Source organism: Streptomyces sp. WAC05374 (assembly GCF_004353505.1).
In the GTDB taxonomy this organism is placed as follows: domain Bacteria; phylum Actinomycetota; class Actinomycetes; order Streptomycetales; family Streptomycetaceae; genus Streptomyces.
This window is the reverse complement of the sequence record NZ_SMNQ01000019.1, coordinates 56,527-82,300: the sequence shown is the minus strand read 5'-3', so window position 1 is coordinate 82,300 and position 25,774 is coordinate 56,527. Positions and strand designations below refer to the sequence as shown.

Below are 25,774 nucleotides of genomic sequence, written 5' to 3'. Positions count from 1 at the left end.
CGGCCGCCCGCGCCGCCACCGGCGCGGGCGGAGGCCGTCACGGCGTCCTGGCGACCAGGTAGCGGAACACGTTGGGCATCCACACGGTGCCGTCGGGGCGCACGTGCGGGTGGAGGGCCTCGGTCACCTCTTTCTCCACGGTCGCCTGGTCCGAGGCGGCCACGGCACCGTCGAACAGGCCCGTCGAGAACAGGCCGCGCACGGCGCTCTCCAGGTCCGCGTACCCGAACGGGCACGCCACCCGGCCCGAGCCGTCCGGCCGCAGCCCGGCCCGCGCGGCCACCTCCTCCAGGTCGTCCCGGAGTGCCGGGCGCCAGGTCGCCCCGGTGCGCAGCCGCTCTGTCAGCCGGCCCGCCACCCGCAGCACCGCCGACGTGGCGCACCGCTCCGGCGGACCCCAGCCCGCCAGCACCACCGCGCTGCCCCGCTCCGCCAGCCGTACGGCCGCCGAGAGGGCGGGCGCCAGCCCGTCGGAGTCACCCGCCGTGCAGCCGATCGGCTGGAAGGCCGTGATGAGGTTGTACGCCGGACGGGTGGGGTCGGCGGCATCGGCCGGCCCGCCGTACAGCAGCCGCGTCTCGCCGCAGTGGTGCGTTCCGCGCCCGCCCGCGTCGGGCAGGAGCCGCTCGCGAGCCAGGTCCACGCGCGCGTGGTCCGTGTCGACGCCCGTCACCTGCGCGCCGCGCGCGGCGGCCATCAGCAGGGCGAGGCCCGAGCCGCATCCGAGACCCAGGAGCCGCGTTCCGGTACCGACCTCCAGATGCTCGTACACCGCTTCATAGAGCGGAACCAGCATCCGTTCCTGGATCTCCGCCCAGTCGCGGGCACGGCCGGGCGCATCCGAAGCCGGAGGGGCCGAGGCCGGGTGGGGGTGGTGCTGGACGAGCATAGGTGTCATCGAAAGCGCCCCAATCCGCCGAGAGGTCCATCTGTGCGTCTGTGCCCTGATTGACAGCCCCCGTGTGTACGTGCGCTCGCACTCCCCGTAGCCAGGGAACTCCGCATCCGGCCCCAAGTCCAGGGGTCGGTGAGCAATGCTTGCGTGCCCCGGTCGTGCGCCCCCGAGTGCGGCACGAGCCACCTCCCATAGTGGAGGCGCCCCGCCGATCCCGCCATGCCAGGACGGCTGCCCCGCCCCCGGCGACCCCTCCGGCCAGCGGCGTTCCCCGCACCGCGCCGCCCGTCCGCGCCCGCTTCCCCGTCCCGTCCACCGCCCGCGCGGCCCCTTCGGCGGCCCGAGGCGGCACCCGGCAGGGGGGGCGCGTGCCGGGTGGGCCGGTGCGCCGGGGGGGGGGTGCGGACGACAGCGGGCCGTGGCGGTAGGGTCGCCACGGCTACCGGCGGCGGCACTGTCCGGAGCGCCGTCCGGCCCGCCGTGAACCGGCGCGCGGAGGTGGACTACGCGCCGGGGCGTACGCGCCGCTACGTACCACCTTGATGCGAGCTGCGCGGCTTCTCCGCAGATCAGCGCACTGGCCCTCGTCGGGACGCATCAACGGCAACTGACGGGTACGTGCAAATTATTTGGGATGGCCCGGAATGGAACCCGGGGGCACTCCGGCTCGTTGTCACGACGTGAGCACGACACCACCTGTTCTCGCCGCAGAGCTGGCACAGGCGTGGGCCGACATTCAGCGGCACCACCCCGAGCTGCCCGATCTCGCCGCGCCCGAATCCCTGATCGGAGAGTCGTCGTCCGCGTGTGGCGCCGAGCTCTCCTTCGAGCGACTGCTCCATGAGGCAGTCCACGGCATCGCCGCCGCGCGAGGCGTCCGCGACACCTCCCGCGCCGGCCGCTACCACAACCGCAGATTCCTGGCGATCGCCGAGGAGATGGGCCTGGACCACTCCGAGGAGCCGCACCCCAGCAGCGGCTTCTCCCTGGTCACGCTCAGCCCCGAGGCCAAGCGCCGGTACCGCCCGACGATGGAGCGGCTCCAGCGCGCCCTCAAGGCGCACACGGTCGCCACGGCGGCGGACACCAAGCGCTCCTTCCGCGGGCCGGCCGCCCGGCACGGTTCCTCCGGCGGCGGCGTGCGGGTCAAGGCCGTGTGCGACTGCGGTCGCAACGTCCGGGTCGTGCCCTCGGTCCTCGCGCAGGCGCCCATCGTGTGCGGCGGCTGCGGGAAGCCCTTCCGCATCCCGGAAGCCGTGGGCGCGGCAGGCTGACCCCGCGTGATGTGGCACAATGGCTAGCTGTACTCGACAGTCGAACAGGACCCCTCTCTCCTCCGGCTGACGCGTCCATCGGGCACTCGAGTACCGCAACCCCACGCGGCATCCCGTTGTGCCCCACCACGTCAAGACCAGGAGACACCACACCCGTGGCAGTCAAGATCAAGCTGAAGCGTCTGGGCAAGATCCGTTCGCCTCACTACCGCATCGTCGTCGCCGACTCCCGTACCCGCCGTGACGGCCGGGCCATCGAGGAGATCGGCCTGTACCACCCGGTGCAGAACCCGTCGCGCATCGAGGTCGACTCGGAGCGTGCGCAGTACTGGCTGTCCGTCGGCGCCCAGCCGACCGAGCCGGTTCTCGCGATCCTGAAGCTCACCGGCGACTGGCAGAAGGCGAAGGGCCTCCCGGCCCCGGAGAAGCCGCTGCTCGCCCCGGCGACCAAGGAAGAGAAGCGTCGTACCTTCGACGAGTTCGCCAAGGCGCTCGAGGGTGACGAGGCGAAGGGTGAGGCCATCACCCCGAAGGCGAAGAAGGCCGACAAGAAGGCGGACGAGGCCGAGACTGAGTCTGCGGCCAAGGCCGCAGAGTCGCCCGAGGCCTGAGCATGCTCGAGGAGGCTCTCGAGCACCTCGTGAAGGGCATCGTCGACAACCCCGACGACGTGCAGGTCGCCTCGCGCAACCTGCGCCGCGGGCGCGTGCTGGAGGTCCGGGTCCACCCCGACGACCTCGGCAAGGTGATCGGCCGCAACGGCCGCACCGCGCGAGCTCTGCGGACGGTCGTGGGCGCCATCGGCGGACGCGGCATCCGCGTCGACCTCGTCGACGTGGACCAGGTCCGCTGACAAGTTGAACGCCGGCACGGGCCGGGGAGGGCTACGGCCCGCCCCGGCCCGTTGTCGTAGGACAGGAGAGATGAAGCAGTGCAGTTGGTAGTCGCACGGATCGGCCGCGCCCACGGCATCAAGGGCGAGGTCACCGTCGAGGTGCGCACCGACGAGCCCGAGCTGCGGCTCGGCCCCGGAGCCGTACTGGCCACGGACCCGGCCTCCGCCGGCCCGCTGACCATCGAGACCGGCCGCGTCCACAGCGGCCGGCTGCTGCTGCGCTTCGAGGGCGTTCGGGACCGCAACGCCGCCGAGGCGCTCCGCAACACCCTGCTGATCGCCGACGTGGACCCGGACGAGCGTCCGGAGGAGCCCGACGAGTACTACGACCACCAGCTCATCGACCTCGACGTGGTCCTCGCCGACGGCACGGAGGTCGGACGGATCACCGAGATCTCCCACCTGCCCTCCCAGGACCTGTTCGTGGTCGAACGGCCCGACGGCAGCGAGGTCATGATCCCGTTCGTCGAGGAGATCGTCACCGACATCGACCTCGAGGAGCAGAAGGCGGTCATCACCCCGCCGCCCGGCCTGATCGACGACCGCGCCGAGATCGCCTCCGCCCGCGACGCCGCCGGTACCGGTACCGGGTCCAAGGCTGATGCGGGCTTCGGGGACGCGGAGGACGAGGGCTGATGCGGCTCGACGTCGTCACGATCTTCCCCGAGTACCTGGAACCGCTGAACGTCTCCCTCGTGGGCAAGGCACGCGCGCGCGGCCGGCTCGACGTCCACGTCCACGACCTGCGGCAGTGGACCCACGACCGGCACAACACGGTCGACGACACCCCCTACGGCGGCGGACCCGGCATGGTCATGAAGACCGAGCCCTGGGGCGAGGCCCTGGACGACGTGCTGTCCTCGGGCTACGAGACCGGCGCCCGTGGACCGGTGCTGGTCGTCCCCACGCCCAGCGGACGCCCCTTCACCCAGGAACTGGCCGTCGAGCTGTCCCAGCGCCCCTGGCTGATCTTCACCCCCGCCCGGTACGAGGGCATCGACCGCCGCGTCATCGACGAGTACGCCACCCGGATACCGGTGTACGAGGTGTCCATCGGCGACTACGTCCTCGCCGGCGGGGAGGCCGCCGTCCTGGTCGTCACCGAGGCCGTGGCGCGCCTGCTGCCCGGCGTCCTCGGCAACGCCGAGTCCCACCGGGACGACTCCTTCGCCCCCGGCGCCATGGCCAACCTGCTGGAAGGCCCCGTCTACACCAAGCCGCCCCAGTGGCGCGGTCGCGGCATCCCCGACGTCCTGCTCAGCGGGCACCACGGGAAGATCGCCCGGTGGCGCCGGGACGAGGCACTGCGCCGCACCGCCCGCAACAGGCCCGACCTGATCGAGCGCTGCGACCCGGCCGGGTTCGACAAGAAGGACCGCGAAACCCTCTCCCTGCTCGGCTGGGCGCCCGAACCCGGTGGCCGATTTTGGCGCAGGCCCCAGGCCGTGGAAGAATAGGCCGCTGCTGTACGTCCGGCGTGCGCCCCTGCCACAGGGGGACACGACGCCCGTCCGACGCGATCAGCACCCCTTTTCTCATTTCGACATTCCGCTGATGACCTGTGGCATCAGCGAGGAAGCAGACACACATGTCTCACCTTCTCGACGCTGTGAACTCCGCGTCCCTGCGGACCGACGTCCCGGCGTTCCGTCCCGGTGACACCGTGAACGTCCACGTGCGCGTCATCGAGGGCAACCGCTCCCGTATCCAGCAGTTCAAGGGCGTCGTCATCCGCCGCCAGGGCGCGGGCGTCAGCGAGACGTTCACCGTCCGCAAGGTCTCCTTCTCCGTCGGCGTCGAGCGCACCTTCCCGGTGCACAGCCCGATCTTCGAGAAGATCGAGCTCGTGACCCGCGGTGACGTCCGTCGCGCCAAGCTGTACTACCTGCGCGAGCTGCGCGGCAAGGCTGCGAAGATCAAGGAGAAGCGCGACAACTGAGCCCCGGCTCACCTTCGTCGCGCGGGGTCCACAGGACGGCCGGATACCATCTGGCTGCGATGGACACCGAAGCACAGCACACCGAGCGCGACCGCCCCTCCGGCCCGGAGGAGCGGTCGCGCTCCGTGCTTTCCCGGCTCGCCCGGGTCTCCTGGCGGCGTGCGGGGCTGACCGGGCTCGCCGGCGCGGTCGCCCTGCTGCTGGTCAGCCACTTCGTGGTGCAGCCCTTCCAGATTCCCAGCGGGTCCATGGAGCCCACCCTCCGGATCGGGGACCGGGTGCTGGTGAACAAGTTGGCGTACCGTTTCGGTTCCGGGCCCGCGCGCGGGGACGTGGTCGTCTTCGACGGCACCGGCACCTTCGTCCGGGAGGCGCCCGAGCGCGACCCGGTCACCGGACTGCTGCACGGGGCGGCCGCGGCACTCGGCCTCGCCGAGCCCGCGGACACCGACTTCGTCAAGCGCGTCGTGGGGGTGGGAGGCGACCGCGTGAAGTGCTGCGACAAGGGGGGAAGGGTCGAGGTGAACGGCGTACCCGTGGCGGAGGAGTACCTGTACGCCGGTGACGCGCCGTCCCAGGTCCCCTTCGACATCGTCGTGCCCCAGGGCACCCTGTGGGTCATGGGCGACCACCGCAGTCACTCCCGGGACTCACGCGACCACCTCGGCTCCCCTGGTGGCGGCATGGTGCCCGTGGACCACGTCATCGGGCGGGCGGACTGGATCGGCTGGCCCTTCGGGCGCTGGTCGGGGGTGGCCCCGACGGGCGCCTTCCACGACGTACCCGAGGCGCCGGCGGCGGGCGGGGGCCATGGGTAACCGCGGCAAGCAGGGCAGCCACCGGGCGGACACCCGGCTGCCCACCGGCTCACGTCCCACGGACGGCGGCCGGCCCCTGCCCGGGCGCGCGGAGCGGCGGAAACTGGCCCGCAAGGTCAAGCGGCGGCGGCGGCGCTCGGCCATCAAGGAGATACCGCTCCTGATCACCGTGGCGCTGCTCATCGCGCTCGTACTGAAGACGTTCCTGGTGCAGGCCTTCGTGATCCCGTCCGGCTCCATGGAGCAGACGATCAGGATCGACGACCGGGTGCTGGTCGACAAGCTCACCCCGTGGTTCGGTTCCACGCCTCAGCGCGGGGACGTGGTGGTCTTCAAGGACCCCGGCGGCTGGCTCCAGCAGGAGCAGACACCCAAGAAGGACGACCCGGTGGTCGTCAAGCAGGTCAAACAGGCCCTGACCTTCATCGGCCTGCTGCCGTCCGAGGACGAACAGGACCTGATCAAACGGGTCGTGGCGGTCGGCGGCGACACCGTCAAGTGCTGCGACGCGGACGGACGGGTCACCGTCAACGGCGTACCGCTGACCGAGCCGTACCTGCATCCGGGAAACGTTCCGTCCACCATCAAGTTCGACGTGCGGGTGCCGGCCGGGCGGATCTTCGTGATGGGGGACCACCGGTCGAACTCGGCCGACTCGCGGTTCCACCTGAACGAGGCGTTCCAGGGAACGGTCTCCGAGGAGGAGGTGGTCGGACGTGCGGTCGTCATCGCCTGGCCGCTGGACCACTGGCGCCAACTGAAGGAACCGGACACCTTCGCGTCGGTTCCGGACTCGCGGACGGGGACCGCGACCGCGCTCGGCGCGTCGCATAGTGTGTCCTCTCGGAATGTGAACGGATTGACCGGACTCCCGACCCCTGCGGAACTCCCGCTCGTTATGGGAGTGGTGGGCCTGCCCCTGCTGTGGGGCAGGCGGTTGCACGGAGTGAGGAGTGGATGTGGGGGATTTGGCGGTCGGCGCACGATCCGGACACGAGGAGCCGGAGGAGAGGCCGGATCGGTTCGGCGCACCCTCCTCGTCCGGATCCGTCGGGGAGCCCCCATCCGAGGCCGGTCCGGCTGACGGCGACGCGGACGACGACGGCGGCCCGCAGGACCCGAGGAAGCCGCGTTCCTTCTGGAAGGAACTGCCCCTGCTGATCGGTATCGCGCTGCTGCTCGCGCTGCTGATCAAGACGTTCCTGGTGCAGGCGTTCTCCATCCCCTCCGACTCGATGATGAACACGCTCCAGCGCGGCGACCGGGTCCTGGTGGACAAGCTGACGCCGTGGTTCGGTTCGGAGCCCGAGCGCGGCGAGGTCGTCGTCTTCCACGACCCGGGCGGCTGGCTGGAGGGCGAGCCCACCCCCGAGCCCAACGTGGTGCAGAAGTTCCTGAGCTTCATCGGCCTGATGCCGTCGTCGGAGGAGAAGGACCTCATCAAGCGGGTCATCGCCGTCGGCGGTGACACGGTGAGCTGCAAGAAGGGCGGCAAGGTCGTCGTCAACGGCAAGCCGCTGGACGAGACTTCGTACATCCACCCCGGCTCCACACCCTGCGACGACGAGCCCTTCGGGCCCATCAAGGTGCCCGAGGGCCGCATCTGGGTGATGGGCGACAACCGGCAGAACTCGCTGGACTCCCGTTACCACCAGGAGCTGCCGGGCAGCGGCACGGTCGCCAACGACAAGGTCGTCGGGCGGGCCGTCGTGGTGGCCTGGCCGCTCACCCGCTGGTCCACCCTCCCGGTGCCGGACACCTTCGACCAGCCGGGGCTGAGCGCGGCGGGCCTCGCCCAGAGCGCCGCCCGCATGGCCGGGCCGGGTGCCCTGGGCCTCGCCGGAGCCGTGCCGCTGGTCCTGTGGCACCGGAAGCGCCGCGAGAGCTGACGGGCGGATGCCTGTGCCCGTGCTGCCGTGGCCGGTGGCGGGCGGATGCCTGTGCCCGTGCTGCCGTGGCCGGTGGCGGGCGGATGCCTGTGCCCGTGCTGCCGGGGCCGGTGGCGGGGCTGTGGGGCTTGTGAGGCTTGTGGGGGCGAAGCCGGCGGTGACCGTGCTTCCGACCGGCAGGCCGGCTTCCGGTGGGCATACCGCCGGGTAGGGGGCCGCGGGTAGGGTGCCGTCCCAGATCGTCGTCTCGCGAAGGTGGGAGCGCTGGGATGGGCAAGGACGTCACGACGGACGACGGCCACGGCCGTCTCGGCAGCGTGCTGTCGGGGCTGGCCGTGGCCGTCGGCTGTGTGCTCTTTCTCGGCGGGTTCGTCTGGGGGGCGATCGAGTACCAGCCGTACACGGTGCCGACCGACTCCATGTCCCCGACCGTCGCGGCGGGGGACCGGGTGCTGGCACAGCGCGTGGACGGCGCCCAGGTGCGCCGCGGTGACGTCGTCGTCTTCGAGGACTCCGCCTGGGGCGACCTGCCCATGGTCAAGCGGGTGGTCGCCGTGGGCGGTGACAAGGTCGCCTGCTGCGACGGCGACGGCCGGCTCACGATCAACGGCACGGCGGTGGAAGAACCGTATCTGCGCTCCGAGGGGCCCGCGTCCTCGACGCCGTTCACGGCCTCGGTGCCCGACGGCCAGCTCTTCCTGCTCGGTGACGAGCGCAGCGGCTCGCAGGACTCCCGCGTCCACCTCCAGGACCCCGGACACGGCTCGGTGCCGCGCGGGGCGGTGACGGCACGCGTGGACGCCGTGGCGTGGCCACCGGGCTCGATGGTGGACCGGCCGCAGGGGTTCGCCGCCCTGCCCGGCGGCGTGTCGCGGCCCGGTCCGGTGAAGCTGGTGGCCGGCTCGGTGGCGGCCGGGGCGGTGCTGATCCTCGGGGGCGCGGCGTACGGGCCGGTGGCGCGGCGGCTGTCGCGGGCGGGCCGGGCACGGGCACGGGCGGGGGCGGGTGCGCGTGGCTGAGGAGACGCCGCTGCGCCAGGTCGCCCGGGTGGTGCTGCTCGACCCGCAGGACCGCATCCTGCTGCTGCACGGCTACGAGCCGGACGATCCCTCCGACACCTGGTGGTTCACCCCGGGCGGCGGGGTCGAGGGCGACGAGACGCGCGAGGAGGCCGCGCTGCGCGAGCTCGCCGAGGAGACCGGGCTGACGGACGTGCGGCTCGGGCCCGTGCTGTGGAAGCGTGTCTGCTCCTTCCCGTTCGCCGGACGGCGCTGGCACCAGGACGAGTGGTACTACCTGGCCCGTACGACCCGGACCGCGGTGGCCCTGGGCGCACTGACGGAGCTGGAGACGCGCAGTGTCGCGGGGCTGAGGTGGTGGACCTCCGCCGAACTGTCGGCGGCCCGTGAGACGGTGTACCCGACACGACTCGCCGAGCTGCTGCGCACGCTGCTCGACGAGGGACCCCCTGCTACGCCGGTGGTCCTGGCCCCCGAAATCGTCTAGGGGCGCAGGAGACTGGAGCACAATGGGGGGACGCACGGCTGAAGGGGAACATGCCATGAGCGCCGAGGACCTCGAGAAGTACGAGACCGAGATGGAGCTGAAGCTCTACCGGGAGTACCGCGATGTCGTCGGTCTGTTCAAATACGTGATCGAGACCGAGCGTCGTTTCTACCTCACCAATGACTACGAGATGCAGGTGCACTCGGTGCAGGGCGAGGTGTTCTTCGAGGTCTCCATGGCGGACGCCTGGGTCTGGGACATGTACCGGCCGGCGCGGTTCGTCAAGCAGGTGCGCGTCCTCACGTTCAAGGACGTGAACATCGAGGAGCTCAACAAGAGCGATCTGGAGCTCCCCGGTAGCTGAGCCCCCGGAGGTCGTTCACCGGTGTGAGTGATCGGGTTTTCCACAACCGGCCGGTTGTCCACCAAGATCCACATGTTCGCCGCCGCCGCGTCACAGTCGGTGACGGAGGTGGTGCCGGAAATGAACGCGACGGGGGCACTGGGACGGTACGGCGAGGAGCTGGCGGTCCGCCGGCTCGGTGAGGCAGGGCTGGCCACGCTCGCCCGCAACTGGCGGTGCGGACGGGCCGGGGAGATCGACATCGTCGCCCGCGACGGTGACACGGTGGTCATCTGCGAGGTCAAGACCCGCAGAGAGGGCGGCTTCGAGCACCCCATGGCGGCGGTGACGCCCGCCAAGGCCCAGCGGCTGCGGCGGCTGGCCGCCTGCTGGCTGGAGCGGCACGGCGGGCCGCCGCCCGGCGGGGTGCGCATCGATCTGGTCGGGGTGCTGCTGCCGCGCCGCGGCGCGCCCGTCGTGGAGCACGTGCGGGGGGTGGCCTGATGGGCTTCGCACGGACGTGTTCGGTGGCCCTGGTCGGCGTCGAGGGCGTGGTGGTCGAGGTCCAGGCCGACCTGGAACCGGGCGTGGCGGCGTTCACGCTGGTCGGCCTGCCGGACAAGAGCCTCACGGAGAGCCGCGACCGGGTGCGGGCGGCGGTCGTCAACTCGGGCGGGGAGTGGCCGCAGAAGAAGCTCACGGTCGGGCTCAGCCCGGCTTCCGTGCCCAAGAGCGGCTCCAGCTTCGACCTCGCGGTCGCCGCCGCCGTGCTGGGCGCGGCCGAGCGCGTCGACCCCCGGACCATCGCCGATCTGGTGCTCATCGGGGAGCTCGGCCTCGACGGCCGGGTCCGGCCCGTACGGGGCGTGCTGCCGGCGGTGCTCGCCGCCGCCGAGGCCGGCTACCGGCAGGTCGTCGTGCCCGAGCAGACGGCGGGGGAGGCCGCCCTGGTGCCGGGTGTCTCGGTCCTCGGCGTCCGGACGCTGCGGCAGCTCATCGCCGTGCTCGCCGACGAGGCGGTGCCGGAGGAGGAGCCGGACGACGACGGGCGGCCCGACGCCATGCTGGCGGGGCTGCTGGTGCCCGGCGCCGGTGTGGGCACCGGTCTCGGCCCCGATCCGGCCGACGCGCCCGACCTGGCCGACGTCGCGGGGCAGCGGGTGGCGCGTCTCGCCCTGGAGGCCGCGGCGGCGGGCGGTCACCATCTGCTGCTGTCCGGGCCGCCGGGCGCGGGCAAGACCATGCTGGCCGAGCGCCTGCCGGGCGTCCTGCCCCCGCTGACGCGCCAGGAGTCCCTGGAGGTCACCGCGGTCCACTCGGTCGCGGGACTCCTGCCGCCCGGCGAGCCGCTGGTGCGCCGCCCGCCGTACTGCGCGCCGCACCACTCGGCCACCATGCAGTCCCTGGTCGGCGGCGGCAACGGCCTGCCCCGGCCGGGTGCCGTCTCGCTGGCTCATCGTGGGGTGCTCTTCCTGGACGAGGCGCCCGAGTTCTCCGGCAAGGCACTGGACGCCCTGCGCCAGCCGCTGGAGTCCGGCCACGTGGTGGTGGCCCGGAGCGCGGGCGTGGTCCGGCTGCCGGCCCGGTTCCTGATGGTGCTGGCCGCCAACCCGTGCCCGTGCGGGCGGCACACCCTGCACGGCGCGGGCTGCGAATGCCCCGCCTCGGTGATCCGCCGCTACCAGGCCCGGCTGTCGGGGCCGCTGCTCGACCGGGTCGACCTGCGCGTCGAGGTCGAACCGGTCGGCCGCGCGGACCTGCTGGGCCACGCCGGACGCGGCGAGCCCAGCGAGGTGGTCGCCGCCCGGGTGCTGGACGCCCGGGCGCGTGCCGCCGCCCGCCTGGAGGGCACGCCGTGGAACGTCAACTGCGAGGTGCCGGGGCACGAACTGCGCACCCGCTGGCAGGTCGCGCCGGGCGCCCTCGCCGCCGCCGAACGGGACATCGAACGGGGCCTGCTCACCGCGCGCGGCCTGGACCGGGTCCTGCGGGTCGCCTGGACCCTCGCCGACCTGGCGGGCCGCGCCCGCCCGGGCCCCGACGACGTCCACCTGGCCCTGGAGCTCCGCACCGGCATCGCCCGCGGCGTCCCCATGGCGGCCGCCGCACCCCGGTGACCCCTGCGGGGGCGCGCCCGGGAGGCCGGGCGTGGGTGGGGTGGCCGGGGGTGGTGCGGCCGGGGTGGCGGGTGGGGCGGTGACCCCTGCGGGGGCGCGCCCGGGTGGTCGGGCGTGGGTGAGGTGGCCGGGGGTGGCGCGGCCGGGGTGGCGGGTGGGGCGAGGTGGTTGCAGCGGGCCGGTGGGTGAGGGGGTGCTGGGCGGACGGGTCCGGCGGGGTGCTGGGCGGAGGAATGGACGCGGTCCGGCGGGGTGCCGGGGGCCGGGACGGACGGGTGGAGACGGGGGAGCGGGATGACCGGAGGAGTGACGGATCGCGAGCGGTGGGCGCGGGCGGCGTTGACGCGGGTCGTCGAACCGGGTGATGAGCACGGTGGGCGCTGGCTGCGGGAGCTGGGGGCCGTGGAGCTGCTCCGGCGCCTGACGGCCGCGCCGTACGAGGCGGAGGCGCTCGCCGGGGCGAGTCAGCGGCGCGTCGAGGGCCTGAGGCTGCGGGCGGCACGGGCCCAGCCGGAGCGGGACCTGGCGGCGGTGGCGGCGGTCGGCGGGCGGTTCGTCGTGCCGGGCGACCCCGAGTGGCCCGGCCAGCTCGACGACCTCGGGGACGGCCGGCCCGTCGGGCTCTGGGTGCGCGGGCGGCCCGACCTGCGCCGCTGGGCGCTGCGCTCCGTCGCCGTGGTCGGGGCGCGGGCCTGCACCCCGTACGGGGCGCACATGGCGGCGACGCTCGCCTCGGGGCTCGCCGAGCGCGGCTGGGTGGTCGTCTCGGGCGCGGCCTTCGGGGTCGACGGCGCCGCGCACCGGGGCGCGCTGGCCGCCGAAGGGGCGACCGTCGCCGTGCTGGCCAACGGGGTGGACGTGGCCTATCCGCGCGGCCACGCCGAGCTGATCGGGCGTATCGCGGAACAGGGCCTGGTGATCGGCGAGTTGCCGCCCGGCGCCCATCCCACGCCCAGCCGGTTCATCCTCCGCAACCGTGTGATCGCCGCGCTGACCCGGGGCACGGTGGTGGTCGAGGCCGAGTACCGCAGCGGCTCCCTGGTCACCGCACGGGCCGCGCAGCGGCTCGGCCGGTTCACCATGGGCGTCCCCGGCCCGGCCACCAGCGGGCTCTCCGCGGGGGTGCACGAGCTGCTGCGCGGCGAGGCCGAGCTGGTCACGGACGCCGCCGAAGTCGCGGAGCTGGTCGGTGACATCGGAGACCTGGCCCCGGCCCGCCGCGGGCCCGTCCTGCCCAGGGACCTCCTCGACCCCGCAGGCGCACGCGTGCTCGAAGCCCTGCCGCCCCGGGGGAGGGCCGCCACGGCGAGCACCGTCGCGCGTGACGCCGGCACCACGGTTGACGAGGCACTCGGCAGACTGTACGAACTGCACGCGCTGGGATTCGTCGAACGTCACGGCGAGGGATGGCAGTTGACGGCCGGGGCCATACGTCGCCCGAACGCCCGGCGAGGCGGTGCTTGACCCGGAGCAATCGGGTGAAAAGGTGATCCCGATGACCCTCGTAGCTCTCTCGGCGCCGCCCGAGGGGCCGACATCCGCGCAGTCGGCCCCGTGGGCCCCATTCGAAGATGCGGCCGACACCCCGCCCTCGCGGCGTCACCATCCAGGGGTCTTCGCTCACCGCGACTCCCCAGTCACGCTACGCTCACCAGAATTACCCCCTCCGCATCCCGGCCCCCTCACCGCCATCCCCCCGTCCCCCTTCGCATCCCAGCAGAACGGCTCAAGGCGACGCATGCCCCAGCACACCTCCGGGTCCGACCGCACAGCGGTGCCCCCCGCTGCCCGGGGCACCGTGCGCCCGCCCGCCCCCTCGTCGCTCGACGAGCTGTGGCGGTCGTACAAGGACACGGGCGACGAGCGGCTGCGGGAACAGCTCATCCTGCACTACTCGCCGCTGGTGAAGTACGTCGCCGGCCGGGTGAGCGTCGGTCTGCCGTCCAACGTGGAGCAGGCGGACTTCGTGTCGTCCGGCGTCTTCGGACTCATCGACGCGATCGAGAAGTTCGACATCGAGCGGTCGATCAAGTTCGAGACGTACGCCATCACCCGTATCCGCGGCGCGATGATCGACGAACTGCGGGCGCTGGACTGGATCCCGCGGTCCGTGCGGCAGAAGGCGCGGGCCGTGGAGCGCGCGTACGCCACCCTGGAGGCCCAGTTGCGGCGCACCCCCTCGGAGAGCGAGGTCGCCGCCGAGATGGGTATCGCGCTGGAGGATCTGCACGCGGTTTTCAGCCAGTTGTCGCTGGCGAACGTGGTCGCCCTGGAGGAGCTGCTGCACGCCGGCGGCGAGGGCGGTGACCGGCTCAGCCTGATGGACACCCTGGAGGACACCGCCGCGGACGACCCGGTCGAGGTGGCCGAGGACCGTGAGCTGAGACGGCTGCTCGCCCGGGCGATCAACACCCTCCCCGAGCGCGAGAAGACGGTCGTCACGCTGTACTACTACGAGGGTCTGACCCTGGCCGAGATCGGCAACGTGCTGGGGGTGACCGAGAGCCGGGTCAGCCAGATCCACACCAAGTCGGTGCTCCAGCTCAGGGCCAAGCTGGCCGATGTAGGACGCTGACGTCGAACGGGCGGCCGTAGAGTGGAGCCGTGCCCAGGATTCGAGCGGCCTCCGTGGCCGAGCACCGGACCATGCAGCGCGGCGCCCTGCTGGACGCCGCGCGTTCCCTGTTGTCCGAAGGCGGGACGGAGGCGCTGACCTTCCCCGCCCTCGCCGAGCGCACCGGCCTGGCCCGGTCGTCCGTGTACGAGTACTTCCGCTCCCGCGCCGCCGTCGTCGAGGAGCTGTGCGCGGTCGACTTCCCCGTCTGGGCGGCGGAGGTCGAGGCGGCGATGGAGCGGGCCGACACGCCGGAGGGCAAGGTCGAGGCGTACGTCCGCACCCAGCTCGGCCTGGTCGGGGACCGCCGCCACCGGGCCGTGGTCGCGATTTCCGCGAGCGAACTGGACGACGGGGCCCGGGAGAAGATCCGCGCGGCGCACGGCGGGCTGGTCGCGATGATCGTCGAGGCCTTGGCGGAGCTGGGCCAGGAGCAGCCGCGGCTGTCCGCGATGCTGCTCCAGGGCGTGGTCGACGCCGCGGTGCGCCGTATCGAGCTCGGCGCGGCGGAGGACCCCTCGGCCATCGCCGACACGGCCGTCTCCATGGCCCTCCAGGGCGTGCGCGGCGCCTAGCCCCCAGAGCCCGCACGGAACCGCACGCCGTCTCCATGGCCCTCCGCGGCGTGCGCGGCACCTAGCGCCCGTCGGGGCCGCACGAAGCGGATACCGCTCCGTGCGCCTACCGCCGGCCCGCCAGGGGCAGCAGCCGGGACGGTGGGCGCCGCAGCAGGGGCGGGGGCAGCAGCGACAGGGGGTCGAGGTAGGTGTCGCCCCGGCGCAGCCCCCAGTGGAGGCACGTGCCCGTGCAGTGGGAGCGCGGGCCGGGCGCCACGACACCCACCACCTGGCCGGCGGCGACCTCGGAGCCCGTCCGGACCAGGGGGCGGACCGGCTCGTAGGTGGTGCGCAGCGGTGGCGCACCCGTCGACGGGTGGATGACCGACAGCACGCCCCGGCCCGCCACCGGGCCGGCGAACGAGACCCGGCCGGCCGCCGCCGCGCGGACCGGGGTGCCCGGCGGCGCGGCGAGATCGACGCCCCGGTGCCCCGGGCCGTACGCCGTGGCGGGAGGCTCCCAGCCCCGCACGATCGCCGGACGCGGCGGGCCCACCGGCCAGACGGCGGCCAGGGCGGTCGCGGCGGACAGGACCAGGGCGGCGAGGGTGGAGTACATGCGGACAATGTGGCGCGGACGCCCGTCACCGCGTTGATCATGGCCCCGATCTGTGGACGACCGGCCGGTTGTGGACAGCGCCGTCACCCACCGCTGCCGAGGTCCCGTACACTTCTTCTGGCGACCCGGGCCACCCGGGTCGACTTCGCACGCCCCGCCACCACCCTCAAAAGTCGTGGCAGCGCTCTTCGGTCCACTCGTGGCACGGCGCGTCGGGGCGTCAGGACATAACCGAGAACCAAGGAGATACGGCCATGGCCGTCGTCACGATGCGGGAGCTGCTGGAGAGCGGCGTCCACTTCGGTCACCAGACCCGTCGCTGGAACCCGAAGATGAAGCGCTTCATCTTCACCGAGCGCAACGGCATCTACATCATCGACCTGCTCCAGTCGCTGTCGTACATCGACCGCGCCTACGAGTTCGTCAAGGAGACCGTCGCGCACGGCGGCTCCATCATGTTCGTCGGTACCAAGAAGCAGGCCCAGGAGGCCATCGCCGAGCAGGCGACGCGCGTCGGCATGCCGTACGTCAACCAGCGCTGGCTGGGTGGCATGCTCACCAACTTCTCCACCGTCTACAAGCGCCTTCAGCGCCTGAAGGAGCTGGAGGCGATCGACTTCGACGACGTCGCCGCCTCCGGTCTCACCAAGAAGGAGCTCCTGGTCCTCTCCCGCGAGAAGGCCAAGCTGGAGAAGACCCTCGGTGGTATCCGCGAGATGCAGAAGGTGCCGAGCGCCGTCTGGATCGTCGACACCAAGAAGGAGCACATCGCCGTCGGTGAGGCGCGCAAGCTCCGCATCCCGGTCGTCGCGATCCTCGACACCAACTGCGACCCCGACGAGGTCGACTACAAGATCCCGGGCAACGACGACGCGATCCGCTCCGTCACCCTGCTCACCCGCGTGATCGCCGACGCCGTCGCCGAGGGCCTCATCGCCCGCTCCGGCGCCGCGACCGGCGACCAGAAGCCGGGCGAGAAGGCCGCCGGCGAGCCGCTGGCCGAGTGGGAGCGCGACCTGCTCGAGGGCGAGAAGAAGGCCGACGAGGCCGAGAAGCCGGCCGAGGCCGCTGCGGAGGCCCCGGCCGCCGAGGCCCCGGCCGCCGAGGCTCCGGCCGCCGAGGCTCCGGCCGCGGACGCCGAGCAGGCCTGACCTTCAGGTTCGGAACGACGGCGGGGGCCCACGAAGCTCCCGCCGTCCACCCGTAGATCTTCGTAGATCTTCCAGACTTCGAAAGAGACTTACAGATCATGGCGAACTACACCGCCGCTGACGTCAAGAAGCTCCGCGAGCTCACCGGCGCCGGCATGATGGACTGCAAGAAGGCGCTCGACGAGTCCGAGGGCAACGTCGACAAGGCCGTCGAGGCGCTGCGCATCAAGGGCCAGAAGGGCGTCGCCAAGCGCGAGGGCCGCTCCGCCGAGAACGGCGCCGTCGTCTCCGTGATCGCCGGCGACAACACCTCCGGTGTCCTCGTCGAGCTGAAGTGCGAGACGGACTTCGTCGCCAAGGGCGAGAAGTTCCAGAGCGTCGCCAAGGCCCTGGCCGAGCACGTCGCCAAGACCTCCCCCGCCGACATCGAGGCGCTGCTCGCGTCCGAGATCGAGGCCGGCAAGACCGTCCAGGCGTACGTCGACGAGGCCAACGCCAACCTCGGCGAGAAGATCGTCCTGGACCGCTTCGCGCAGTTCTCCGGTGGTTACGTCTCCGCGTACATGCACCGCACCATGCCCGACCTGCCCCCGCAGATCGGTGTCCTTGTCGAGCTCGACAAGGAGAACGCCGAGGTCGCCAAGGGTGTCGCGCAGCACATCGCCGCGTTCGCCCCGAAGTACCTCTCCAAGGACGACGTCCCGGCCGAGGTCGTCGAGGCCGAGCGCCGCGTCGCCGAGGAGACCACCCGCGCCGAGGGCAAGCCCGAGGCCGCGCTCCCGAAGATCGTCGAGGGTCGCCTCAACGGCTTCTTCAAGGACGCCACCCTCCTGGGTCAGCCGTACGCGCTCGACAACAAGAAGTCCGTCCAGCAGATCCTGGACGAGGCCGGTGTCACCCTGAAGCGCTTCAGCCGCATCAAGGTCGGCATCTGAGCCGGTACGCGCTCGACACGGGAGCCCGCTAGGGTTTTCCCAGTGGACGGTCGGACGCGTGAGCGCCGGCGGCCACAGATCTGACGAGGAGGCCATTGCCGTAGGGACAACCACACCCACCGGCAATGGCCTTCTTCGTATGTGCACGAGGAGATCTCCATGAACCAGGGCGCCGCACAGGGCGACGACAACACCGGTAACAAGGCCGGCCGCTTCATGCTGAAGCTGTCCGGCGAGGCGTTCGCCGGCGGTGGCGGCCTCGGCGTCGATCCCGACGTCGTACACGCCATCGCGCGCGAGATCGCCGCGGTCGTCCGCGACGGCGCGCAGATCGCTGTCGTGATCGGCGGCGGCAACTTCTTCCGCGGCGCCGAGCTGCAGGTACGCGGCATGGACCGGGCACGCTCCGACTACATGGGCATGCTCGGTACGGTCATGAACTGCCTCGCCCTCCAGGACTTCCTGGAGAAGGAGGGCATCGACTCGCGGGTCCAGACCGCCATCACCATGGGGCAGGTCGCGGAGCCGTACATCCCGCTGCGCGCCGTGCGCCACCTGGAGAAGGGCCGTGTCGTGATCTTCGGCGCGGGCATGGGCATGCCCTACTTCTCCACCGACACCACCGCGGCCCAGCGTGCCCTGGAGATCGACGCGGAAGCTCTTCTCATGGGCAAGAACGGGGTGGACGGGGTCTACGACTCCGACCCCAAGGTCAACCCGGACGCGGTGAAGTTCGACGCGCTGGAGTACGGCGAGGTGCTCTCCCGCGACCTCAAGGTCGCCGACGCCACCGCCATCACCCTCTGCCGCGACAACAACCTGCCGATTCTCGTCTTCGAGCTTCTCGCGGCGGGCAATATCGCCCGGGCCGTGAAGGGTGAGAAGATCGGCACTCTCGTGAGCGACCAGGGCACCAGGACCTGATCCCGGGTCCGGGCACTCCCGGTCCGGGGCCACCCGGTCCGGGGGCACCCCGGGGTGCCCCGCGAGGGGATGGACAAAGCCCTGCCGGTCGGACACCGTGCAGGGGACAGACGCGACGCAGGTTCCGCGGCCCTTTCGTACGCCGGGCCTACTCATAGACACGCAGGAGCAAGTGGTGATCGAAGAGACCCTCCTCGAGGCCGAGGAGAAGATGGAGAAGGCCGTCGTGGTCGCCAAGGAGGACTTCGCCGCGATCCGCACCGGGCGTGCGCACCCGGCCATGTTCAACAAGATCGTGGCCGACTACTACGGTGCGCTGACGCCGATCAACCAGCTCGCCTCGTTCTCGGTGCCGGAGCCGCGCATGGCCGTGGTGACCCCGTTCGACAAGTCCGCGCTGCGCAACATCGAGCAGGCGATCCGCGACTCCGACCTGGGCGTCAACCCCAGCAACGACGGCAACATCATCCGGGTGGTGTTCCCCGAGCTCACCGAGGAGCGCCGCCGGGAGTACATCAAGGTCGCCAAGAGCAAGGCCGAGGACGCCAAGGTCTCGATCCGCTCGGTGCGCCGCAAGGCCAAGGACGCCATCGACAAGGCGATCAAGGACGGCGACATCGGCGAGGACGAGGGGCGCCGCGCGGAGAAGGAGCTCGACGACACCACCGCGAAGTACGTCGCGCAGGTGGACGAGCTGCTCAAGCACAAGGAAGCCGAGCTGCTCGAGGTCTGATGAACGACTCTTCCTGGGGGGCCCCGCCGAGAGGCGGTCACTGGGGTCCGCCCGACCAGGGGTACCACCCGGGGTTCGCTCCGGGCGCTCCGGCGGGTCCCGCCTACGACGGGCATGAGGCACAGCAGACTCGGCCCATGCCCATCGTGCCCGACGTTCCCGCCGGCCAAGGCGCCGGCGGAGACCAGGACGACCGCGACCGGGGGACCGCTCCGCTGAGCGGTCCCCCGTTCCGCGAGGAGATGCCGCAGCACCACCCGCAGCACCACCCGGAGCAGCCGCCGCCGCACGGGCAGCCGCCGCACGCGCACCCGCAGTACGCGCAGCCGCAGGCACCGCACGCGCCGCACCCGCAGCACGAGCAGCCGCCGCACCCGCAGCAGCAGCCGCATCCGGAGAATCCGCAGGAGCCCATGGACAGCTCGCCGTCGGGAGCGCCGCAGCCTTCGGAGCAGCCCGGTCCGTCCGGTCCGCAGAAGAAGCGGGCCGGCCGCGACCTGAGGGCCGCCATAGGGGTCGGCGTCGGTCTCGGTGCGGTGATCGTCGCGTCGCTCTTCGTGGTCAAGGCGGTGTTCGTCGGCGTGATCGCCGTCGCCGTCGTGGTCGGGCTGTGGGAGCTGACCTCGCGCCTTCAGGAGCGCAAGTCCATCAAGGCCCCGCTCGTGCCGCTCGCCGTCGGCGGCGCGGCCATGGTCGTGGCCGGGTACGTGCGCGGGGCGGAAGGGGCCTGGGTCGCCATGGCGCTCACCGGCCTCGCGGTGCTCGTGTGGCGGATGACCGAGCCGCCCGAGGGCTACCTGAAGGACGTCACGGCCGGCCTGTTCGCGGCGTTCTACGTGCCGTTCCTGGCGACGTTCGTGGCGCTGATGCTCGCCGCGGACGACGGTCCGTGGCGGGTGCTCACCTTCCTGCTGCTGACCGTGGTCAGCGACACCGGCGCGTACGCAGTCGGCTGGCGGTTCGGCAGGCACAAGCTCGCGCCGCGCATCAGCCCCGGCAAGACCCGCGAGGGGCTCCTGGGAGCGGTGGCGTTCGCCATGGCGGCGGGCGCGCTGTGCATGGAGTTCGCCATCGACGGCGGCCACTGGTGGCAGGGGCTGCTGCTGGGCCTCGCCGTCGCGGCCAGCGCCACGCTGGGCGACCTCGGCGAGTCGATGATCAAGCGGGACCTGGGCATCAAGGACATGGGCACCCTGCTGCCGGGTCACGGAGGCATCATGGACCGCCTCGACTCGCTGCTGCCGACCGCTCCCGTGGTGTGGCTGCTGCTCGTGGTCTTCGTCGGAACGGGCTGAAGCGCACTCCGGTTACCCTGGAAGGGCTCGTCGCACTGTCGCGGCGGGCCCTTTCGGCTCCGCGGCGTCACGCGGGGATCATCCGGTGAGGTCACCCGGCTCACGTACCGCGGCCTCGTCTTTACTGAGGAGTACCAGGTCATGCCACGCCCCGCACCGGGAGAGCTCACCTTCGTCGCCCCGCGCGGAGCCAAGAAGCCGCCGCGGCACCTCGCCGACCTCTCGCCCGCCGAGCGCAAGGAGGCCGTCGCCGCGATCGGCGAGAAGCCGTTCCGCGCCAAGCAGCTCTCCCAGCACTACTTCGCGCGGTACGCGCACGACCCGGCGCAGTGGACGGACATCCCCGCCGCGTCCCGGGAGAAGCTGGCCGCGGAACTGCTGCCGGACCTGATGTCGGTCGTCCGGCACATCTCGTGCGACGACGACACCACCCGCAAGACGCTGTGGCGGCTGCACGACGGCACGCTCGTCGAGTCGGTCCTCATGCGGTACCCCGACCGCGTCACGATGTGCATCTCCTCGCAGGCCGGCTGCGGCATGAACTGCCCGTTCTGCGCCACCGGCCAGGCCGGGCTCGACCGGAACCTGTCGACCGCCGAGATCGTGCACCAGATCGTCGACGGGATGCGGGCACTGCGGGACGGCGAGGTGCCGGGGGGACCGGCACGGCTGTCCAACATCGTCTTCATGGGCATGGGCGAGCCGCTCGCCAACTACAACCGCGTGGTCGGCGCCATCCGCCGCCTCACCGACCCCGAGCCGGACGGGCTCGGGCTGTCCCAGCGCGGCATCACCGTCTCGACGGTCGGCCTCGTCCCGGCGATGCTCCGGTTCGCGGACGAGGGCTTCAAGTGCCGCCTCGCCGTCTCCCTGCACGCCCCCGACGACGAGCTGCGCGACACGCTCGTCCCGGTCAACACGCGCTGGAAGGTCCGGGAGGTGCTGGACGCCGCCTGGGAGTACGCGGAGAAGTCCGGCCGCCGCGTCTCCATCGAGTACGCCCTCATCCGGGACATCAACGACCAGGCCTGGCGGGGCGACCTCCTCGGCCGGCTGCTCAAGGGCAAGCGGGTCCACGTCAACCTGATCCCGCTCAACCCCACCCCGGGGTCGAAGTGGACCGCGTCCCGACCCGAGGACGAGAAGGCGTTCGTCGAGGCGATCGCGAGCCACGACGTTCCGGTCACCGTCCGTGACAACCGGGGTCAGGAGATCGACGGTGCCTGTGGACAGCTCGCGGCCGCCGAACGCTGAGCTTGTACTCTGAGCTCGAACACACCTGCATATTCCGACAGGGGAGCGCCACAGCGCTGAGAGTGCGGCAACCGTCCAGGCCGCAGACCCTCTGAACCTCGCCCAGGTCATTCTGGGTAGGAAGTTCGGTCGTTACTCGAGCTGTTGCGCCCTGCCCACCGCACGATGGCGGTGGGCGGGGCCGCGTCTCTTCCTGGTCACCCCCAGGAGGAATCTCAGTGAGCACCACCAAGAAGTTCGCGGCCGGCGCGATCGCCGCCGCGCTGGGCGTCACGACGCTCACCGCCTGCGGCGGCGAGTCCGCCAAGGACTCGGCCGGCGGCGGTACGAAGCCGAAGACCGTGACCCTCGTCAGCCACGACTCCTTCAACGCCTCCCCGGCCGTCCTGAAGGAGTTCACCCGGCAGACCGGCTACACCGTCAAGGTCCTCAAGAGCGGCGACGCCGGCGAGGCCGTCAACAAGGCCATCCTCACCAAGGGCGCCCCGCAGGGCGACGTCTTCTTCGGCGTCGACAACACGCTCCTGTCCCGCGCCCTCGACAACGGGCTCTTCGAGCCGTACGAGGCCAAGGGCCTGGACCGGGTCCCCGAGACCGTCCGGCTGGACAAGGACAAGCACCGCGTCACGCCCGTCGACACCGGCGAGATCTGCGTCAACTACGACAAGAAGTACTTCGCGGACAAGAAGCTGGCTCCGCCGCAGACCTTCGACGACCTCGCGAAGCCCGCGTACAAGAACCTCCTCGTCGTCGAGAACGCGGAGCGGTCCTCGCCCGGCCTCGGCTTCCTCCTCGGGACGGCCGCCCGGTACGGCGACGACGGCTGGCAGGACTACTGGAAGAAGCTGAAGGCCAACGGCGTCAAGGTCGTCGACAGTTGGGAGCTCGCCTACAACCAGGAGTTCTCCGGCTCCGTCGGCGGCAAGAAGGCCAAGGGTGACCGGCCGCTCGTCGTCTCCTACGCCTCCAGCCCGCCCGTCGAGGTGCTCTACTCCGAGCCGCAGCCGGCCGAGGCGCCGACCGGCGTCTCCACCGGGACCTGCTTCCAGCAGACCGAGTTCGCCGGACTGCTGACCGGGGCGAAGAACCCCGACGGCGGCAAGGCCCTCATCGACTTCATGATCGGCAAGAAGTTCCAGGAGGACATGCCCCTCCAGATGTTCGTCAACCCGGTGGCGAAGGACGCGAAGCTTCCCGAGCTGTTCACCAAGCACGGAGCCGAGGTGGACCAGCCGCACACCGTCGCCCCCGAGAAGATCGCCGAGAAGCGCGACCAGTGGATCCAGACGTGGTCCTCGCTCGTCCTGAAGTAGCCCGCCTCAGGCGCGGCGCGCTGCGGGCGGGGCTCATGGCCCTGCCCGTGGCGTTCTTCGCCGTCTTCTTCGCCCACCCCGTCGTGGCGATCGTCGGGCGCGGGCTGCGGACCGAGGACGGCGGCTGGCGGTTCGGACGGCTCGGCGACGTGCTGGGCCGCCCGGACGTCCTGGACGTCCTGTGGTTCACCACCTGGCAGGCGCTCGCCTCCACGGCGCTCACCCTGCTGATCGCACTGCCCGGCGCGTACGTGTTCGCCCGCTACGACTTCCCCGGCAAGGGGGTGCTGCGGGCCGTCGTCACCGTGCCGTTCGTGCTGCCGACCGTCGTCGTCGGCACCGCCTTCCTCGCCCTCGTCGGCCGGGGCGGCCTGCTCGACGAGCTGTGGGGCGTGCGACTGGACACCACGGTGTGGGCCATCCTGCTGGCGCACGTCTTCTTCAACTACGCGGTCGTCGTCCGCACCGTCGGCGGCCTGTGGGCCCAGCTCGACCCGCGCCAGGAAGAGGCCGCCCGGGTGCTGGGCGCCTCCCGCCTCGCGGCCTGGCGGCGGGTGACCCTGCCCGCGCTCGCCCCCGCCGTGGCCGCCGCGGCACTGATGATCTTCCTCTTCACGTACACCTCCTTCGGCATCGTCCAGATCCTCGGCGGTCCCGCGTACCGCACGCTGGAGGCGGAGATCTACCGGCAGACCGCGCAGCTCCTCGACCTGCAGGCGGCCGCGGTCCTGACCCTGGTGCAGTTCGCCGCCGTCGGGGCCATCCTCGCCGTCCACGCCCGGACGGTACGGCGGCGGGAGACCGCGCTCAGGCTGGTCGACGCGGGGCTGACCGCCCGGCGGCCGCGCGGGACCGGGCAGTGGGCGCTCCTCGGCGGCGTGCTGCTCAGCGTGGTGCTGCTGCTCCTGCTGCCGCTCGGGGTGCTCGTCGAGCGGTCCCTGGACGGGGGGCTCGGCTACTACCGGGCGCTCCAGGACGTGGACGCGGGCGGCGGGACGTTCCTGGTGCCGCCCGTCGAGGCGATCGCGAACTCGCTGGAGTACGCCCTGGCCGCCACCGCGATCGCGCTCCTGATCGGCGGGCTCGCCGCCGCCGCGCTCACCCGCCGCGCGGGCCGGCTGGTGCGGGGTTTCGACGCGCTGCTCATGCTGCCGCTCGGGGTGTCCGCCGTGACCGTCGGGTTCGGGTTCCTGATCGCGCTGGACGAGCCGCCGCTGGACCTGCGGTCCTCATGGATCCTGGTGCCGCTCGCCCAGGCCCTGGTGGGGGTGCCCTTCGTCGTCCGGACCATGCTGCCCGTGCTGCGCGCGGTGGACGCCCGGCTGCGCGAGGCGGCGGCCGTGCTCGGCGCCTCTCCGTGGCGGGTGTGGCGCGAGGTGGACCTGCCGCTGGTGCGGCGGGCGCTGCTGGTGGCGGCGGGGTTCGCGTTCGCCGTGTCGCTGGGCGAGTTCGGGGCCACGGTGTTCATCGCCCGTCCCGACAACCCGACGCTCCCGGTCGCGGTCGCCCGTCTCCTCGGCCGGCCCGGCGACCTCAACTACGGCCAGGCCATGGCCCTTTCGACGATCCTGATGGTGGTGTGCGCGGTGGCCCTGCTGCTGCTCGAACGTATCCGTGTCGACCGTGCCGGGGAGCTGTGACCATGCTCGCGCTCGAGGACGTGACCGTACGGTTCGGATCACGCGCCGCCGTGGACGCGGTGTCGCTGGACGTCGCCGACCACGAGATCGTGTGCGTGCTCGGTCCGAGCGGCAGCGGCAAGTCGACCCTGCTGCGGGTGGTGGCCGGCCTCCAGCCGGTGGACGCCGGGCGCGTCCTGCTCGACGGCGCCGACCTGGCGGGCGTGCCCGTGCACCGGCGCGGCGTCGGGCTGATGTTCCAGGACCACCAGCTCTTCCCGCAGCGGGACGTCGGCGGCAACGTGGCCTTCGGGCTGCGCATGCGCGGCGCGTCGCGGAAGGAACAGGCCTCCCGCGTGGCCGAGTTGCTGGACCTCGTCGGGCTGCCCGGCGCCGAACGGCGGGCCGTGGCCGCCCTGTCCGGCGGCGAGCAGCAGCGCGTCGCGCTCGCCCGGGCGCTCGCCCCCCGCCCCCGGCTGCTGATGCTCGACGAGCCGCTCGGCCAGCTCGACCGGGGGCTGCGCGAACGGCTCGTGGTGGAGCTGCGGCAGTTGTTCGGGCGGCTCGGCACGACCGTGCTCGCCGTCACGCACGACCAGGGCGAGGCGTTCGCGCTCGCCGACCGGGTCGTCGTCATGCGCGACGGGCGCATCGCCCAGAGCGGCACGCCCAGGGAGGTCTGGCAGCGCCCCGCCTCCGAGTTCGTCGCCCGTTTCCTGGGCTTCGACAACGTGGTCGGGGCGAGCGTGAGCGGCGAGGTGGCCGACACCGCGTGGGGCAAGGTCCCGGTGCCGGCCGGCACCGCCCAGGGCCGGGTCCGGCTGCTGGTACGGCCCGCCGGCGTACGGCTCGGCGACCCGGCCGACGGGACGCGGTGCACCGTCGAGGCGCGGACCTTCCGGGGCCACCACGTGGCGGTACGGCTCCGCCCGGAGTCCGGCCCCACGCTGGAGGCCGACTGCGCCCTGCGCGACGCGCCCGAGGAGGGGGCGGTCGTCGGCGTGACGTTCACCCCCGACGAGGTCGTCGTCCTCGGCTGACCCGGCACCCGGCACCCTGCGGCCCGGCATCCCCGACGCGCGCC

At 72.2% G+C, this 25,774-nt stretch carries 28 protein-coding genes; 26 read left to right on the top strand and 2 right to left on the bottom strand.

Annotation, left to right across the window (positions count from 1 at the left end; all coding sequences use genetic code 11):
* Positions 1 to 37: 37 nt before the first annotated feature.
* Entirely contained in the window at positions 38 to 898 is an 861-nt protein-coding gene (locus E2B92_RS27210; protein ID WP_185923557.1) for a methyltransferase domain-containing protein, read from the bottom strand.
* A 677-nt stretch (positions 899 to 1,575) separates the two neighbouring features.
* Here E2B92_RS27210 and E2B92_RS27205 point away from each other — a divergent pair.
* From E2B92_RS27205 to E2B92_RS27125, 17 genes are all read left to right on the top strand, one after another.
* Entirely contained in the window at positions 1,576 to 2,169 is a 594-nt protein-coding gene (locus E2B92_RS27205; RefSeq protein ID WP_185923747.1) for a hypothetical protein, read from the top strand.
* A 155-nt stretch (positions 2,170 to 2,324) separates the two neighbouring features.
* Complete coding sequence (rpsP, locus tag E2B92_RS27200) at positions 2,325 to 2,780, top strand: 30S ribosomal protein S16 (protein ID WP_126888638.1); 456 nt, start codon at positions 2,325 to 2,327, stop codon at positions 2,778 to 2,780.
* 2 nt (positions 2,781 to 2,782) lie between these two features.
* Positions 2,783 to 3,022, top strand: coding sequence for an RNA-binding protein (locus tag E2B92_RS27195; RefSeq protein ID WP_005311361.1), 240 nt, complete (start codon positions 2,783 to 2,785; stop codon positions 3,020 to 3,022).
* Positions 3,023 to 3,100: 78 nt separating this feature from the next.
* Positions 3,101 to 3,700, top strand: a complete 600-nt coding sequence (gene rimM, locus E2B92_RS27190) for a ribosome maturation factor RimM (protein ID WP_126888637.1) — start codon at positions 3,101 to 3,103, stop codon at positions 3,698 to 3,700.
* Entirely contained in the window at positions 3,700 to 4,521 is an 822-nt protein-coding gene (trmD, locus tag E2B92_RS27185) for a tRNA (guanosine(37)-N1)-methyltransferase TrmD (protein ID WP_126888636.1), read from the top strand. The genes rimM and trmD overlap by 1 nt, the downstream gene beginning before the upstream one ends.
* A 131-nt stretch (positions 4,522 to 4,652) precedes the next feature.
* Positions 4,653 to 5,003, top strand: coding sequence for a 50S ribosomal protein L19 (rplS, locus tag E2B92_RS27180; protein ID WP_126888635.1), 351 nt, complete (start codon positions 4,653 to 4,655; stop codon positions 5,001 to 5,003).
* A 59-nt stretch (positions 5,004 to 5,062) separates the two neighbouring features.
* Complete coding sequence (gene lepB / locus E2B92_RS27175; protein WP_126888634.1) at positions 5,063 to 5,821, top strand: signal peptidase I; 759 nt, start codon at positions 5,063 to 5,065, stop codon at positions 5,819 to 5,821.
* Positions 5,814 to 6,905 carry a signal peptidase I gene (gene lepB, locus E2B92_RS27170; RefSeq protein ID WP_126888633.1) on the top strand — a complete coding sequence of 364 codons (1,092 nt, stop codon included), beginning with the start codon at positions 5,814 to 5,816 and terminating at the stop codon, positions 6,903 to 6,905. The genes lepB (E2B92_RS27175) and lepB (E2B92_RS27170) overlap by 8 nt, the downstream gene beginning before the upstream one ends.
* Positions 6,790 to 7,710 carry a signal peptidase I gene (gene lepB, locus E2B92_RS27165; protein ID WP_126888641.1) on the top strand — a complete coding sequence of 307 codons (921 nt, stop codon included), beginning with the start codon at positions 6,790 to 6,792 and terminating at the stop codon, positions 7,708 to 7,710. The genes lepB (E2B92_RS27170) and lepB (E2B92_RS27165) overlap by 116 nt, the downstream gene beginning before the upstream one ends.
* 269 nt (positions 7,711 to 7,979) lie before the next feature.
* Positions 7,980 to 8,729, top strand: coding sequence for a signal peptidase I (gene lepB, locus E2B92_RS27160; RefSeq protein WP_126888632.1), 750 nt, complete (start codon positions 7,980 to 7,982; stop codon positions 8,727 to 8,729).
* A complete protein-coding gene (locus E2B92_RS27155; protein WP_235024004.1) occupies positions 8,722 to 9,216 on the top strand; it encodes an NUDIX hydrolase in 495 nt (164 codons plus the stop codon). The genes lepB (E2B92_RS27160) and E2B92_RS27155 overlap by 8 nt, the downstream gene beginning before the upstream one ends.
* Positions 9,217 to 9,271: 55 nt before the next feature.
* A complete protein-coding gene (locus E2B92_RS27150; RefSeq protein WP_005311352.1) occupies positions 9,272 to 9,580 on the top strand; it encodes a DUF2469 domain-containing protein in 309 nt (102 codons plus the stop codon).
* Between the two features lie 120 nt (positions 9,581 to 9,700).
* A complete protein-coding gene (locus tag E2B92_RS27145) occupies positions 9,701 to 10,063 on the top strand; it encodes a YraN family protein (protein WP_126888640.1) in 363 nt (120 codons plus the stop codon).
* On the top strand, positions 10,063 to 11,676 hold the full coding sequence (locus E2B92_RS27140; RefSeq protein ID WP_126888630.1) for a YifB family Mg chelatase-like AAA ATPase: 1,614 nt from the start codon (positions 10,063 to 10,065) through the stop codon (positions 11,674 to 11,676). The genes E2B92_RS27145 and E2B92_RS27140 overlap by 1 nt, the downstream gene beginning before the upstream one ends.
* Positions 11,677 to 11,970: 294 nt before the next feature.
* The gene (gene dprA, locus E2B92_RS27135; RefSeq protein ID WP_133087726.1) at positions 11,971 to 13,140 is read left to right on the top strand and encodes a DNA-processing protein DprA; all 1,170 of its coding nucleotides are present in this window, start codon (positions 11,971 to 11,973) and stop codon (positions 13,138 to 13,140) included.
* Between the two features lie 274 nt (positions 13,141 to 13,414).
* Positions 13,415 to 14,251: an RNA polymerase sigma factor WhiG gene (gene whiG, locus E2B92_RS27130; protein WP_133087725.1), complete on the top strand. Its 837-nt coding sequence runs from the start codon at positions 13,415 to 13,417 to the stop codon at positions 14,249 to 14,251.
* A gap of 53 nt (positions 14,252 to 14,304) precedes the next feature.
* Complete coding sequence (locus E2B92_RS27125; RefSeq protein WP_126887707.1) at positions 14,305 to 14,865, top strand: TetR/AcrR family transcriptional regulator; 561 nt, start codon at positions 14,305 to 14,307, stop codon at positions 14,863 to 14,865.
* A 106-nt stretch (positions 14,866 to 14,971) separates the two neighbouring features.
* Here the strand turns inward: E2B92_RS27125 and E2B92_RS27120 are convergent, their stop codons facing one another.
* Positions 14,972 to 15,466, bottom strand: a complete 495-nt coding sequence (locus tag E2B92_RS27120) for a M23 family metallopeptidase (protein WP_126887705.1) — start codon at positions 15,464 to 15,466, stop codon at positions 14,972 to 14,974.
* 254 nt (positions 15,467 to 15,720) lie between these two features.
* Between E2B92_RS27120 and rpsB the strand changes: the two genes are divergently transcribed.
* From rpsB to E2B92_RS27075, 9 genes are all read left to right on the top strand, one after another.
* The gene (gene rpsB / locus E2B92_RS27115) at positions 15,721 to 16,617 is read left to right on the top strand and encodes a 30S ribosomal protein S2 (RefSeq protein WP_126887704.1); all 897 of its coding nucleotides are present in this window, start codon (positions 15,721 to 15,723) and stop codon (positions 16,615 to 16,617) included.
* Between the two features lie 98 nt (positions 16,618 to 16,715).
* Complete coding sequence (gene tsf / locus E2B92_RS27110) at positions 16,716 to 17,552, top strand: translation elongation factor Ts (protein WP_126887703.1); 837 nt, start codon at positions 16,716 to 16,718, stop codon at positions 17,550 to 17,552.
* A gap of 159 nt (positions 17,553 to 17,711) precedes the next feature.
* Entirely contained in the window at positions 17,712 to 18,476 is a 765-nt protein-coding gene (gene pyrH, locus E2B92_RS27105) for a UMP kinase (protein ID WP_126887702.1), read from the top strand.
* Between the two features lie 175 nt (positions 18,477 to 18,651).
* Positions 18,652 to 19,209, top strand: a complete 558-nt coding sequence (frr, locus tag E2B92_RS27100; protein WP_126887701.1) for a ribosome recycling factor — start codon at positions 18,652 to 18,654, stop codon at positions 19,207 to 19,209.
* Entirely contained in the window at positions 19,209 to 20,504 is a 1,296-nt protein-coding gene (locus E2B92_RS27095) for a phosphatidate cytidylyltransferase (protein ID WP_126887700.1), read from the top strand. Before frr ends, E2B92_RS27095 begins: the two co-directional genes overlap by 1 nt.
* A 141-nt stretch (positions 20,505 to 20,645) precedes the next feature.
* Positions 20,646 to 21,758: a 23S rRNA (adenine(2503)-C(2))-methyltransferase RlmN gene (rlmN, locus tag E2B92_RS27090; protein WP_126887699.1), complete on the top strand. Its 1,113-nt coding sequence runs from the start codon at positions 20,646 to 20,648 to the stop codon at positions 21,756 to 21,758.
* Positions 21,759 to 21,976: 218 nt separating this feature from the next.
* On the top strand, positions 21,977 to 23,071 hold the full coding sequence (locus tag E2B92_RS27085; RefSeq protein WP_126887698.1) for a thiamine ABC transporter substrate-binding protein: 1,095 nt from the start codon (positions 21,977 to 21,979) through the stop codon (positions 23,069 to 23,071).
* A gap of 35 nt (positions 23,072 to 23,106) precedes the next feature.
* Positions 23,107 to 24,711 carry an ABC transporter permease gene (locus E2B92_RS27080; RefSeq protein ID WP_126887697.1) on the top strand — a complete coding sequence of 535 codons (1,605 nt, stop codon included), beginning with the start codon at positions 23,107 to 23,109 and terminating at the stop codon, positions 24,709 to 24,711.
* A gap of 2 nt (positions 24,712 to 24,713) precedes the next feature.
* On the top strand, positions 24,714 to 25,730 hold the full coding sequence (locus E2B92_RS27075; protein ID WP_126887696.1) for an ABC transporter ATP-binding protein: 1,017 nt from the start codon (positions 24,714 to 24,716) through the stop codon (positions 25,728 to 25,730).
* The last annotated feature ends 44 nt before the right edge of the window (positions 25,731 to 25,774 follow it).

Bases quoted from the DNA above. Each gene is read 5' to 3' on its own strand.
- E2B92_RS27210 (WP_185923557.1), bottom strand. From the start codon at position 898: ATGACACCTATGCTCGTCCAGCACCACCCCCACCCGGCCTCGGCCCCT.
- E2B92_RS27195 (WP_005311361.1), top strand. From the start codon at position 2,783: ATGCTCGAGGAGGCTCTCGAGCACCTCGTGAAGGGCATCGTCGACAAC.
- trmD (WP_126888636.1), top strand. From the start codon at position 3,700: ATGCGGCTCGACGTCGTCACGATCTTCCCCGAGTACCTGGAACCGCTG.
- rplS (WP_126888635.1), top strand. From the start codon at position 4,653: ATGTCTCACCTTCTCGACGCTGTGAACTCCGCGTCCCTGCGGACCGAC.
- lepB (WP_126888634.1), top strand. From the start codon at position 5,063: ATGGACACCGAAGCACAGCACACCGAGCGCGACCGCCCCTCCGGCCCG.
- lepB (WP_126888633.1), top strand. From the start codon at position 5,814: ATGGGTAACCGCGGCAAGCAGGGCAGCCACCGGGCGGACACCCGGCTG.
- lepB (WP_126888632.1), top strand. From the start codon at position 7,980: ATGGGCAAGGACGTCACGACGGACGACGGCCACGGCCGTCTCGGCAGC.
- E2B92_RS27150 (WP_005311352.1), top strand. From the start codon at position 9,272: ATGAGCGCCGAGGACCTCGAGAAGTACGAGACCGAGATGGAGCTGAAG.
- E2B92_RS27145 (WP_126888640.1), top strand. From the start codon at position 9,701: ATGAACGCGACGGGGGCACTGGGACGGTACGGCGAGGAGCTGGCGGTC.
- E2B92_RS27140 (WP_126888630.1), top strand. From the start codon at position 10,063: ATGGGCTTCGCACGGACGTGTTCGGTGGCCCTGGTCGGCGTCGAGGGC.
- dprA (WP_133087726.1), top strand. From the start codon at position 11,971: ATGACCGGAGGAGTGACGGATCGCGAGCGGTGGGCGCGGGCGGCGTTG.
- whiG (WP_133087725.1), top strand. From the start codon at position 13,415: ATGCCCCAGCACACCTCCGGGTCCGACCGCACAGCGGTGCCCCCCGCT.
- E2B92_RS27120 (WP_126887705.1), bottom strand. From the start codon at position 15,466: ATGTACTCCACCCTCGCCGCCCTGGTCCTGTCCGCCGCGACCGCCCTG.
- rpsB (WP_126887704.1), top strand. From the start codon at position 15,721: ATGGCCGTCGTCACGATGCGGGAGCTGCTGGAGAGCGGCGTCCACTTC.
- tsf (WP_126887703.1), top strand. From the start codon at position 16,716: ATGGCGAACTACACCGCCGCTGACGTCAAGAAGCTCCGCGAGCTCACC.
- pyrH (WP_126887702.1), top strand. From the start codon at position 17,712: ATGAACCAGGGCGCCGCACAGGGCGACGACAACACCGGTAACAAGGCC.
- E2B92_RS27095 (WP_126887700.1), top strand. From the start codon at position 19,209: ATGAACGACTCTTCCTGGGGGGCCCCGCCGAGAGGCGGTCACTGGGGT.
- rlmN (WP_126887699.1), top strand. From the start codon at position 20,646: ATGCCACGCCCCGCACCGGGAGAGCTCACCTTCGTCGCCCCGCGCGGA.
- E2B92_RS27080 (WP_126887697.1), top strand. From the start codon at position 23,107: ATGGCCCTGCCCGTGGCGTTCTTCGCCGTCTTCTTCGCCCACCCCGTC.
- E2B92_RS27075 (WP_126887696.1), top strand. From the start codon at position 24,714: ATGCTCGCGCTCGAGGACGTGACCGTACGGTTCGGATCACGCGCCGCC.